At 37.3% G+C, this 12769-nt stretch carries 10 protein-coding genes; 6 read left to right on the top strand and 4 right to left on the bottom strand.

Going from position 1 to position 12769, the window contains the following annotated elements; all coding sequences use genetic code 11:
- Positions 1-30 precede the first annotated feature (30 nt).
- From CYAN10605_RS06460 to CYAN10605_RS06485, 6 genes are all read left to right on the top strand, one after another.
- Positions 31-1554 carry a pyridoxal phosphate-dependent decarboxylase family protein gene (locus CYAN10605_RS06460; protein WP_015219135.1) on the top strand — a complete coding sequence of 508 codons (1524 nt, stop codon included), beginning with the start codon at positions 31-33 and terminating at the stop codon, positions 1552-1554.
- Positions 1532-3382, top strand: a complete 1851-nt coding sequence (locus tag CYAN10605_RS06465; RefSeq protein ID WP_015219136.1) for an IucA/IucC family protein — start codon at positions 1532-1534, stop codon at positions 3380-3382. The genes CYAN10605_RS06460 and CYAN10605_RS06465 overlap by 23 nt, the downstream gene beginning before the upstream one ends.
- Positions 3375-3986, top strand: a complete 612-nt coding sequence (locus tag CYAN10605_RS06470) for a GNAT family N-acetyltransferase (protein ID WP_015219137.1) — start codon at positions 3375-3377, stop codon at positions 3984-3986. The genes CYAN10605_RS06465 and CYAN10605_RS06470 overlap by 8 nt, the downstream gene beginning before the upstream one ends.
- Before the next feature lie 182 nt (positions 3987-4168).
- Positions 4169-5470, top strand: a complete 1302-nt coding sequence (locus CYAN10605_RS06475; protein ID WP_015219138.1) for a lysine N(6)-hydroxylase/L-ornithine N(5)-oxygenase family protein — start codon at positions 4169-4171, stop codon at positions 5468-5470.
- A complete protein-coding gene (locus CYAN10605_RS06480; RefSeq protein WP_015219139.1) occupies positions 5467-6654 on the top strand; it encodes an MFS transporter in 1188 nt (395 codons plus the stop codon). The genes CYAN10605_RS06475 and CYAN10605_RS06480 overlap by 4 nt, the downstream gene beginning before the upstream one ends.
- A 68-nt stretch (positions 6655-6722) precedes the next feature.
- A complete protein-coding gene (locus CYAN10605_RS06485; RefSeq protein ID WP_015219140.1) occupies positions 6723-8546 on the top strand; it encodes an IucA/IucC family protein in 1824 nt (607 codons plus the stop codon).
- A gap of 418 nt (positions 8547-8964) precedes the next feature.
- Here the strand turns inward: CYAN10605_RS06485 and sufR are convergent, their stop codons facing one another.
- The 4 genes from sufR to CYAN10605_RS06505 all read right to left on the bottom strand — a co-directional run bounded on the left by sufR (position 8965) and on the right by CYAN10605_RS06505 (position 12714).
- Positions 8965-9603 carry an iron-sulfur cluster biosynthesis transcriptional regulator SufR gene (gene sufR, locus CYAN10605_RS06490; RefSeq protein ID WP_015219141.1) on the bottom strand — a complete coding sequence of 213 codons (639 nt, stop codon included), beginning with the start codon at positions 9601-9603 and terminating at the stop codon, positions 8965-8967.
- Between the two features lie 486 nt (positions 9604-10089).
- Positions 10090-10722, bottom strand: coding sequence for a tRNA (adenosine(37)-N6)-threonylcarbamoyltransferase complex dimerization subunit type 1 TsaB (gene tsaB / locus CYAN10605_RS06495; RefSeq protein WP_015219142.1), 633 nt, complete (start codon positions 10720-10722; stop codon positions 10090-10092).
- Complete coding sequence (locus CYAN10605_RS06500; protein WP_015219143.1) at positions 10715-11548, bottom strand: tetratricopeptide repeat protein; 834 nt, start codon at positions 11546-11548, stop codon at positions 10715-10717. Before CYAN10605_RS06500 ends, tsaB begins: the two co-directional genes overlap by 8 nt.
- 20 nt (positions 11549-11568) lie before the next feature.
- On the bottom strand, positions 11569-12714 hold the full coding sequence (locus tag CYAN10605_RS06505; RefSeq protein WP_015219144.1) for an FtsW/RodA/SpoVE family cell cycle protein: 1146 nt from the start codon (positions 12712-12714) through the stop codon (positions 11569-11571).
- Between the last annotated feature and the right edge of the window lie 55 nt (positions 12715-12769).

The following is a 12769-nucleotide window of genomic DNA, read 5'->3' on the forward strand; positions in this document are numbered from 1 at the left end:
CATCCCATTATTCATTTATCCATTTTTTCTATGTCATCATCGAGTCAGGCACGTCCTTTTGACCGATATTTTCTGACGGCTCAAACAGAAAGTATTGAAAGTTATCAAGAGGCGATCGCCCTTACCCAAGAACTAATAGTTAATAATATTTTGCAAGAAGATAAACCTTATTTTGGGTTAAATCCTTCCTTATTGCAAGAGAGTTTTCGGGATTTTTGTCCAAAAAACTTTACTCAGCAAGATTATCCACAAATTGAGCCTGAATTAGCCGAAATCATCCGCCATGGCGCCATGGTGACTCACCCCGCCTGTGTTGCCCATCTCCACTGTCCTCCCCTGATTCCTGCGATCGCTGCTGAACTGATCATCGGCAGTTTAAATCAATCGATGGATTCTTGGGATCAAAGCCCCAGTGCAACTATTTTGGAGCAACAATTAACCCGATGGCTCTGTGATTTGTTTGGTTACAGCAACTCTGCTGACGGCACTTTTACCAGTGGTGGTACTCAATCCAATTTGATGGGATTACTATTGGCGAGGGATAACTATGCCAAAACCCATTTAAAATGGCACATTCAACGGCAGGGATTACCCCCAGAAGCCCAACAATTTCGGATTTTTTGTTCCGATGTGGCTCACTTTACCATTCGTCAGGGAGCGGCGATTCTGGGGTTGGGGGAAAATGGGGTTATTCCCATTGAAACCGATGAAAATTTCCAGCTTAAACCAGAGATTTTATCGGCAAAACTAAGAACTTTACAACAGGATAATTTACGACCCATTGCCATCGTTGCCACAGCGGGAACTACGGATTTTGGTAGTATCGATCCCTTACCTGAATTGGCAAAAATTGCCCGAGATCATGGTTTGTGGTTTCATGTTGATGCCGCCTATGGTGGTGCCTTAAAACTCAGTCAAAATCATGGTCATAAACTCAAAGGCATTGAACTTGCCGACTCCATCACCGTTGACTTTCATAAACTCTTTTATCAACCCATTAGTTGCGGTGCGTTTTTGCTCAAAAATCAGGCTAATTTTGGCTTAATCAAGCTCCATGCTGACTATCTCAACCCAGAAAGCAATGAAGCTCAGGGTATCCCCGATTTAGTAACTAAATCTATTCAAACTACCCGACGGTTTGATGCCTTAAAGTTATGGCTATCTTTGAAAACCTTGGGGGTGGAAACCTTTGGGGAAATGATTGATAGCACCATTGAGTTAGCAGGGGCGATCGCACTTATTATTGCCGAAGATGCAGAATTGGAGTTGGCGAATATACCCACCATCAACGCCGTTGTCTTTCGCTACCAACCCAGTCAAGGAACAGCAACCGAAATTGATCGCATCAATGAACAAATCCCCAAAAAATTGATGCTCGAAGGCAAAGGGATTATTGCTCAAACCCAAGTCAAGGGCAGAAACTATCTCAAATTTACCCTCCTAAATCCTCTGACAACCTTGAAGGATCTCCAAAAACTACTGATCGAAATCAAATCCCTAGGTCAAACATTACATACAACAGATATAAATCATGAACTCAAAAAAAATTGCTGAACAAGCTACCATTCAAAGTTTTCTTAATTGTTATCTGCGAGAAACCAGAGACTATGAAAAATTACCACCCGATATGCCATTGGCAATGCAAATCAGTGAACTAACCGAAGCGAAAGTCGTCCTTCGTTGTCCATTACCTCGTCAAAATTTAGATATTTTTGCAGGAGTTCGTTATTGGTCATTGTGCGATCGCCACTTATTCACCTTTCCCATTTTTTACAAATCCCAAAACACCAGTGAACTGTTAAAACTAGACTACGTAACCTTAACTGCACTAATTTCCAAAGAATTAAGCCTAAATAGTAATAGCTCAGAAAACTGTGACGAATTAATTTTACGGGTAATCCAAAGTTGCCAAAACATCGAGCAGTTTTTAAACCATCGTCAGCCAGACATTGATAGTTTATATGACTTCCATCAAAACTTTATTGACAGCGAACAATCTTTGATTTTTGGACATCATTTTCACCCCACCCCCAAAAGTCGCCAAGGATTTTTAGAGGAAGAATTACCCATCTATTCCCCAGAAACCCAAGGAGCATTTTCTTTACACTACTTCCGCGCCCATTCATCCATCATCCTCGAAGGTTCAACCCTCGAAAAAACAGCCACAGAATTGATCAAAGAGGAACTACGGGCAGATCAAACCATCAGTGAATCTTTTAAAAATAAATATTGTAACCCAGATGAATATGCCCTGATTCCCGTCCATCCATGGCAGGCAAAATGGTTAAAACATTCCCCCAAAGTGCAGGAATTGTTAAACGAGGGCTTATTAGAAGACATAGGACAACAGGGCAAACCCTATCAACCCACTTCCTCCATTCGCACTGTTTATAATTCTCAATCACAATTCATGTTTAAACTTTCCTTAAATGTGAAAATTACCAACTCCATTCGAGGGAATCTGTATAAGGAATTAGAGCGGGGTTTAGAAGTTAATCGCATCCTTTCTAGTCCTATCGGAGAGGATTTGTATGCACATTTTCCTAACTTTGATATTGTTCGAGATCCCGCTTATATTACCATCCCCCTTGATGGCTTAGAATCTGGATTCGCCACGATTTTGAGAACTAATCCTTTTCACACGGAAAATTATCAAAGCCATAGCAATGCTCAACCTACCAACGTCACCACCGATGCAACCTGTTTAATTGCCCTCTGTCAAGATTCTGTTACAAGTCAAAGTTCCCGTTTAGGAACTATTATTCGTACCCTTGCCGAAAAAGAAAATGTTTCCATGGAGGTAATTAGCTTAAAGTGGTTTCAAGAGTATTTGCAGATTTCCTTAAAACCTATTCTTTGGCTTTATTTTACCTATGGCATTGCCCTCGAAGCTCACCAACAAAATAGTCTTTTAGAGTTGAAAGAAGGTTATCCCCATCGATTTTTTTATCGAGACAATCAAGGTTATTATTACCGTCGCTCTTTTCAATATTTGCTTAATAGTATCTTGCCCAATATCAGTGAGAAAAGCGAAACAATCTGCGATGATGGGGTGATTGATGAACGATTAATGTACTATCTCTTCATTAATAATATTTTTGGTTTAATTAATGCTTTTGGTGTGGCGGGATTGATTGATGAGTCGTTACTTTTTGCGGAACTAAGAAAACATTTAACAGAATTTGAAAATGTGAATTTGTCTGGTTCATTATTACTGGAGAATTTAAAACAAACTACACTGCGCAGTAAAGCTAATTTGTTAACTCGTTTCCATGATATGGACGAATTGGTTGGCTCTGTGGCCACTCAATCTGTTTATGTTGATATTCACAATCCCTTAGTAGAAAAGAAAAATCCCGTTTTAGGAGGTGCTTATGTCTAAATCAATTTTAACGAGGAAGGAAAATTTTACTATTTACGATCGCACCATTGATAAAGAGATTTCTTTTCGCCCTGTGACTCTCACGGAGGATTTACAACGGATTCATCAATGGATGAATTGCCCCCATGTGATTCCTTTTTGGAAATTGAACTTTTCCTTGGAAAAAATGCACGCTCATCTCACTAAGGCGATCGCAGATCCTCACCAAACATTGTACATCGGTTCATTAAATGGCGTTCCCATGAGTTATTGGGAATCCTACTGGGCGATGGATGATATTATTGCTAATTACTATCCGGCAGAAAAATTTGATCAGGGCATTCATTTATTGATTGGGGATACCCAATTTTTGGGGCAAGGTTTGGCGTTACCTTTATTACGTGCCATGACTATGTTTCAATTTCAGACCCCAGAAACTCAAAAAATTATCACTGAACCCGATGCCAGAAATCAGAAAATGATCCATATCTTCAAAAAATGTGGCTTTGAGTTCCAAAAAGAAATTGATTTACCCGACAAAACCGGTGCATTGATGAAGTGCGATCGCACCAAATTTGAAAAACTCTGGGATCAAAATATTTTCTCACCAGCAAATTTTGATTAGCTCGTGGTAAGGACTTTAGCCCTTGTGTTAGGAAATCGCACCAAGTTTGAAAAACTCTGGAATCAAGATATTTTCACATTAGCAAATTTTGATTAGCTCGTAGTAAGAGCTAAAGGTATTATTTTAGAGCCTCTCAATAAGCAAGTTTTGTACACACTAAAAATTTAGACAAACAATCAACAATGACCGAAAAAATTTACGATCTTTTAGGGGTTGGTATTGGCCCATTTAATTTGAGTTTAGCCGCCCTCATAGAACCCATTTCCCACCTAGAAACCATTTTTCTGGAACAAAAAACAGAATTTCAATGGCATGAAGGACTGCTGATGGAAGGAACAACCATTCAAGTACCATTTCTTGCGGATTTGGTGACTATGGCAGATCCTTGTAGTCGTTTCACCTTTTTGAATTATTTACGAGAACATTCTCGCCTTTATAATTTTTATTTTCTGGAAGAATTTAAAATTTATCGCCGTGAATACAATCATTATTGTCAATGGGTTTCACAACAGCTTAAAAGTTGTCGCTTTTCAGAAAAAGTGGAGTCCATTACATGGCATGAAGAGGGATATTTTATAGTTCAATCAAAAAATGTCTTAACCTCCGAAACTAGCAGTTACAAAGCTAAAAACTTAGTCTTAGGGGTTGGCACAACTCCTGCGATGCCCCCTTGTTTTAAAAACTTTCAATCTCAGGAAAATATTTTCCATTCCGCAGAATTTTTACATAAACAAAATCAATATCAAACCGCAAAATCTGTCACCGTCATTGGCTCTGGGCAGAGTGCCGCCGAAGTGTTTTATCAGCTTTTGCAAGATCAAGAAAAGTATCACTATCATTTAGAATGGCATACCCGTTCATCGGGCTTCTTTCCCATGGAATATTCTAAGTTAGGGCTAGAACATTTTTCCCCTGACTACATCAAATATTTTTATCATTTACCACAAGAAAAACGAGATCAGATCAGAAGTAGGCAAAATCTTCTTTACAAAGGAATTAGCTTTAGTTTAATCGCTGATATTTACAATCTATTGTATGAGCGTTCTATTGGTCAAAAAGCCCTCAATGTGCGTCTTCGTCCTTTGTTGGAGGTCAAAGAAGTTGAACAAACCGAGATGGGTTATCGATTAAGTTATCGTCACTGTCAAGAGGATGCTTATGTGAGCCATGATACTGATTGTATTATTTTAGCAACAGGTTATCAGCATTCCATTCCCCCATTTATGGACGGATTAAATTCATTAATTCAGTGGGATTCTCAACATCGCTATGATGTTAATTTTGATTATCGTTTGCAGTTAACCCAAGATATTCCTAACTCTATTTTTGTTCAAAATGGCGAACTACATACCCATGGCATTGGCACCCCAGATTTAGGCTTAGGCGCTCACCGAAGTTCTGTGATTATTAATACCCTGTTGGGAGAAGAAATTTATCCTGTTTCCTCTCAAAATGTTTTCCAAGAGTTTGGGGTTGCTGGATGAAGACTATTTCACAAAAAATGATTATCGGTTTGTTTTTCTGTGTATTTTTGTCTTTGTTTTCGGAGGTGTTGCTGTCTCCTTTTTACCCTTTATTTTTTAGTAAGGTTTTCGGGGTTCAGGATTTAAGTTATGCGGGATACTATATCTTTATTTGTCGATTAACAGTGGTGCTTTTTACTCCCATTTGGGGGTTTTTAGCGAAGCGGTTTGAGGCGAGAAAACTTTTATCTGTTGGACAATTAGGTGCGGCGGTAATGACGGCAATGATGGCATTAACACAAAATGTTTATCAATTTACGTTTATTACGGTTCTATTACTTATTTTTAAGAGTAGTTACTTTTTGCTTTATCCGTTGATTATTGAATTGGGAGGGGAGCATAGGAGAAGTACTTTAACGGGAGTTTATCAGGCGGTTTTTCATGGGGCGATTGTGTCATCGACGGTGGTTGGGGCTTGGGTTCTCAATTTACAGCATCCTTTGCACTTGTTTTATGGGGTGGCTTTGGGTGATGTTTTACAATTCGCTTTATGTTTTATGCTACTTAAGAATATTCCCAAGTTAAATCAGCAAAAAAATATTGCTAAAAATGTTGATTCAGGGAAAAACCCGTGGGGATTTATTATCGCTATTGGTTTGGTGGTTCTCACTTTTCAACTAGCGAATAATTTAGTAAGACCTTATTTTACTGCCTATGTGACAGAGCCTACGCCCTTTGGTGTTGATTTAATCACCAGTAGTTTCCTATTTCTTATTCCTAGTGTAATGGCGATCGCATCTATGCCATTTATCCGCCGTTTTGCCACATCTAGCCGTTTGTCTATGCTTTATACCACGGGAATAATGCTATTAATTGGAAGTTTATACCTCCAAGGTTTTAGCCAATCATTACCTATATTCGTTATGGCAAGGGTGATTTATGGTTTCTTTCTAGCGATTACCCAAGGGGTTTTAGAACTCAAACTGTTTGAAAATAGTAAATCCAATCATCTACATTTTAATTATGGTTTGATTACTTCCTTTGCTAACATTGGACACCTAGGTGCGCCTTTACTCGCTTCTAGCTTGGTGAATAGCTATGGTTTGGCATTCCCCCTCATTGCCGCCGCCACTTTATGTATTTTGAATTTAGCTCTGGCGAAATTGACGATTTTTAGACTCAAACTTTCTGAAGGGTTTTCATAGGATTATTTCCCTTCACATCCATATCTTTTTTTGAATTTAATTACTTGCAAATATTAGGAGAAAAAACCATGCAATTTAATACTCTCAACTCTGCTTTTAACCCTGTTATTTGGCAAAATGTCAGTCAAAAATTATTAGCGAAAATGCTATCGGAATTTCTCTATGAGGAGATTATTTCCCCTGAAATCGTTGAGCAACGAGATTCTTTGATTTCCTATCAACTAAACTTACCAGAAGGTATTGGTTACAAATTTCAAGCAAAAAAACGTCTTTTTGATAGTTACCGTGTTTTGCCAGAATCTATTTATCGTCGAGAAAACGGTGAGTGGAAAACCGCTACAAGTCCGTTTCAGTTTGCCATTGACATTCATGAAACCGTGGGCATGACGGCAGAAACCACCGCCCATCTAATTAAAGAATTGAGTAATACTCTGGTGGCAGATGCTCACATTCAACGGAATAAAATGGCAGAAAAAGTGGATTTATTAGCTTTGGACTATGCTCACCTTGAAGGGGAAATGGAAGGACATCCTTGGATTACTTTTAATAAAGGGCGTATCGGATTCGGCTATGATGATTATCTTCTCCATGCCCCAGAGAGTAAAGAGCCAATTTGTATGACATGGATTGCGATCGCACGCAAAGACAGTGCTTTTAATGCCATTCCATCATTAGATTATCAACGGCTAATCACAGAAGAATTAGAACCCGAAACAACCCAAACATTTAAGCAAATTTTGCTCAATGAACAACTAAACCCAGAAGATTATTATTTTCTTCCTGTCCATGATTGGCAATGGAAAAATATTGTGATTCCTTTATTTGCAGAGGCGATCGCCCTTAAATCAATCATATATTTGGGCAAAAGTCAAGATCAATATCTCCCACAACAATCCATTCGTACCTTTGTCAATATTAGCCATCGCCAAAAACATCACGTAAAACTCCCCCTAAGTATTTTGAACACCTTAGTTTACCGTGGCTTACCCAACGAGCGAACCCAAGTCGCCCCAAAAGTAACTGAGTGGGTAAAATCTATCTGTGATGGAGATTCATTTTTAAGTCAAGAATGTCGCCTCATTTTACCCGGAGAAATTGCGAGTTTAAACTACAATCACCCCTATTATCAAAATCTCTCTGGCGCACCCTATCAATACAAGGAAATGTTAGGTTGCCTATGGCGGGAAAGTGTTTTAAGCTATCTCGAAGACGATGAACAAGCCATCACCCTCGCATCTCTCTTACATTGTGACTATCAAAATTCTCCCTATATCCTTCAGTTAGTGGAAAAATCAGGTTTAACCTTAGAGCAATGGTTAGATCGCCTGTTTAATACTGTTTTACCGCCGCTTTTACATTACCTCTATCGTTATGGAGTGGTGTTTTCACCCCATGGAGAAAATACAATTTTAGTATTGAAAAACCATACTCCTCACCGTCTAGCCATGAAAGATTTTGTCGATGATGTGAATGTTAGTGAATATCCCTTGCCCGAACTCGAAAACTTAACCGATGATTTACGCAAAATTCTATTAACTGAACCCCCAGAAGGATTATGTCAATTTATTTTTGCAGGTTTATTTATTTGTCATCACCGTTATCTTTCTGATTTATTAGAAACCTATGCCAACTATTCTGAATGGAAGTTTTGGAGTCAAGTTCGACAGGCAATTTTAAATTATCAAAGCCGTTTTCCCGAATTGAAGTCAAGATTTGAGTTATTTAATTTACTCGCACCCCAGTTTACCAAACTCTGTTTAAATCGAAATCGATTGATTACCTATGGTTATGGTGATGATTGCGATCGCCCCCACGCCGCCGCCTATGGTAAAGTAAACAATGCCCTTTATCTTGTTGAAGTAAGACTCCCATTAAACAACGAGTTTGAGTAGAGTTACCGTAGGTGACGACAAACAATGTTGTTAATGGTGACCTGCAGGGGTCAACGGCCGTTGACCCTTACAACGCCAACGTTATGATATAATCAATGATGTGGAGTTAACGTCCACCTACGGGGAGTCCCCTCGAAAGTCACGGCTAACCATGAATTGGCATGGTGTCTAGGTTTCCTAGATGGATGTATGACCCAGTAAGGTAAATACCAGTCAGCCTAGCTGTTCCTCGTGAGAGAGGAGGGAATTGCAAGTGATTGCAGTTCAGAATCTCCCATTACAATCTATTGATTTTATGGTGAGAGTCTTCAATTAGTTGCCCAAGGTTCAGTGTTATCATCAGTTTGATTTTTATAAGGCTGATCGATTCTAAAATTTCCGGTTAGATTAGAGTAATAAGTAAAGTGAATGAATGTATTCAGCAAATCTTGATTAAATAACCGCAACGATGTTCACCCTGATGAATCCAGTTTGTGCGCTCTACTAAACACTCAGGAAACAGAGAACTAAACATTTCTAACTCGTGACTACAAACTTGAGGATAAGATTCAGCTACATCAGAAATAGCACAATTATGCTCAGAAATAAAAAATTGAGGGGGATTTTCTTCGATTATAAATAATTCCGCCATGTAGCCTTCTTCCTTTCTCATTTCTACTAACCGAGTTACCTTTTCTTGTAAGGATTTACCCGTCATGAATTTACGATAGTTATCAGCTTTTTTCTCCCATTGTTTTTGTAATACCCTACTAACTTCATTTTCTCCTACTGTTTCGGTGAGAGTATCCAAAAAAGAAACGGCAAATTCTCCATAATTCTGAGGGAAGCGATCGCGCCCTTGACGTGACAGAGAATACAAATATTGAGGTCTGCCCGTTTTCACTCGAATTAAATCATATTCAATTAAACCCTGTTCTAGCAAATCTTTTAAGTGTCTGCGAGTTGCTTGGGTACTAATATTCATAGCTTCTGCTATATTTTGTGCTGAAGCCTGATTTTCTTTCAGCAAATATTGTAAGATTGCTTCTTTACTAGATGATTGGAGGGAAGTATTCATAGTCTTCCTGAAGAAATGCTGAAATTAATGATATATAGTTTAATTAGGTCGAATAAAACAACAAATTAGTTGCTTAAGTTATCAGTATAGCATTAACTGAAATTTTGGAATTTTAATTCTTAATCTGAGTTATGGATAAATTTCAGAAGGAATAGTAATAGTGAATAGTGAATAGTGAATAGTTGATAATTACTCGTTACTCATTACTTTCTTCTAAAACCTGAAACCTGAAACCTGAAACCTGACACCCTTATCTCCCTCTCCCCTCATCCCCCCATCTCCCAAACCAGGTTTTTTTCAAAGTCAGGGCAAAATTATCTTGCCCTCACCCCCAACCCCTCTCCCACAGTAGAGGGGAGCGTTTTTTCTTAATAATTGATTAATTAATACTTAAAAACTCCTGTATCTGTTACTATTTGTTAGTTTCAAAAATTGACATTTTTGAGAATGAAAAAACCCTGCTTCCAAACACCCCAAGCCCCTAAGTTAGTTATAAAACGGCTGTAAAGTCTGCCAACTATCAATATTTATTATCCCTTCACAATTAATTTTAATTTCAGCTATTTCTAATAAATTTTTAGCAGTAAATCCCAACTTATCAGGAGCAAATATCACCTCTATTTTTTCTTCAAATTTAACTTGATACTTACTAACTATTTCCATCCATTTCTGTTTTTTTAACTGCTCATCAGCAAGTATTTTTATTAATAAATCATTACTTTTTTTTTGATAAATTCCACCATAAACATCTTCATTATTAGCTCTCATTTCTATTGCTAAAAGAGAATTTTCTGGCTTATTTATTGCCTGATTCCATGCCAAAGTTTCTAAAGTGGAGATACCATAAACAGGAATATTTAATTGTTGTGCTAGAGTTTTAGCAGTTACTACTCCTATTCGTGTGCTAGTATAACTTCCAGGTCCGATCGCAACTACCAGAAAATCCAAATCTGACCATAAACATAAAGGAGCGATAAATTCCTGCAATTTTACCTGTAATTGATTGGCTAAATCTCTACCTAAATCCCACGACTGACAATAATATTTTCCTTGATTATCAACAAAAGCAACTCCTAATTCTCCCGTTGTAGTGTGTAAAGCTAATCCTTTTCTATTCATTAATTTCTGATTCAGGTATTTGGTTAAATGGATTTTCTGATGATTGATTTTGATTAATTTTATTGAGTAATTCTTGGTTTTTCTGCTCTAAATTTTTAATTTGATTTTGTAATTCTATGATTCTGTTTTCTAGATCATTATTGATTCTTTGTTGATTTCTTAATTGTTCTAAAGACTCATTATATAACAAAGTTTGTTCTTTTCTTAAAGTATCTATTTCTAAATTGAGTTCCTGTTGTAAATTTTGCAAAATTTGATCATTTTTATTAAATAAATTTAAGGATAAATTATCAGAAATAAAAAATCCAATTATCGAACCACAAAATAAGACGGTAATCGCCCCTAAACTCCAAAATCGATATTGATAGTTACGAATAGATTGATCTAATTTAGCTAATAATTTGAGAGATTCTTGATCATCTGGTTGAATTTCTAAACATTGCTTAATTCTTAGTCTTGCTTGTATTTCATCCTGACGGTTATGCTTATCTTTCCATCTACCAATATAAGCGTTAATTAATAAATGTAACATCGGTAAATGAGATGGATTAAAAGCCAAGGCTTCCTCCAATTCTGCGATCGCATCTTCCCAATGATTGAGAGAATAATAACCCTGAGCCCGTAAAAAATGAGCTTGAGACTGTTTTTGAGCAATAGCAATTTCCCCATCACTAATACCTAATTCTGAAGCAATTTTCAGCAACTCCTCATTAGTAGGAATAGTTTGTTTTAACTGAGTCAATTCCGTCACCCGTTGAATATAATTTTCAATGGCTTGATTGCGATTATTTAAGAAATTATAATCCTCCATAGGTTGTACCATCATCCCTTTAAAATACTCACCAACTAAACAGAAGTCTTTTCAGTAATATTAGTTTCAATAGCAACTCGAATTAACAAAGCAACCAACATTAAACTACTTAACACTGAACTACCACCATAACTTAAAAAAGGAAAAGGCAAACCAGTAGTTGGTAACGCACCTATATTAACACCTATATTAATTAAAGACTGACCAATTAAAATAATCATTACCCCCACAGCAATTAAACGCTTAGTCGGATGATGACAGCGAATAGCCACCAAAAAAGAAATAGTCGTAAAACTAACTAATAGCAAAATTAACAATAGACAACCAATAAATCCAAACTCTTCCGCAAACACTGCAAAAATAAAATCCGTATATTGGAAAGGTAAATAAAACAATTTTTGTTGAGACATCCCAAAACCAACTCCATACTCTCCCCCCGAACCAATCGCCAACAGACTTTGCACTAACTGATAACCATCCCCCCTAGCATCTGCCCAAGGATCAACAAAAGAAGTAATACGTCTTAACTGATAAGGATTTACCATCACACTTAAACCCGCCACCAACACTCCCCCCATCGCCGTTACCATTAACTGAAGATAAGGCACACCACCAGCCAAAGCCATTAACCATAACGTCATACCACACAAAGCCGTTGTACTCAAATTAGGTTGCTTCAAAATACAGGCTAAAGTAAAAGCGAAAATTCCCAACCATGTACCCTTAACCGTCCAATTTAACTTTTTCCAACCACCAAAAACTATTGCCCCCTGTAAAATCAAAAAAGGTTTAAGCAATTCTGAAGGTTGAATTTGAATAGGACCTAAACTTAACCATCTCTGTGCCCCATTAATATTTTGTCCCAAACCGATAACCGTCAGAAAAATCATAAATAAACAAGCAACATATCCCCATCCTGACCACTTTAAAATATAACTAATTGGTATCTGAATAATTATCTTAAAAAGAATTAAACCAATAACAGCCCAAAAAAATTGTCGTTGAAAATAATACCAACCATTTCCACTATCCTCAATCCCCACTGCATAGGAAGCAGAAAAAAGAATAATTAAACCAAGAGCAATCCAGAGAAATGTCAACCAGCGTAACAATCTTGCTTCCAATGACCATGTATTAATATCAGGTTGATAAAAAGGTATTAAACGGGGAACTATATTCATCGGTTCGCAGTAACAATGTTTAGGAACTTATTATAGTTCTATTCTGCTTTCAGTT

This window comes from Cyanobacterium aponinum PCC 10605, assembly GCF_000317675.1.
Taxonomy (GTDB): domain Bacteria; phylum Cyanobacteriota; class Cyanobacteriia; order Cyanobacteriales; family Cyanobacteriaceae; genus PCC-10605.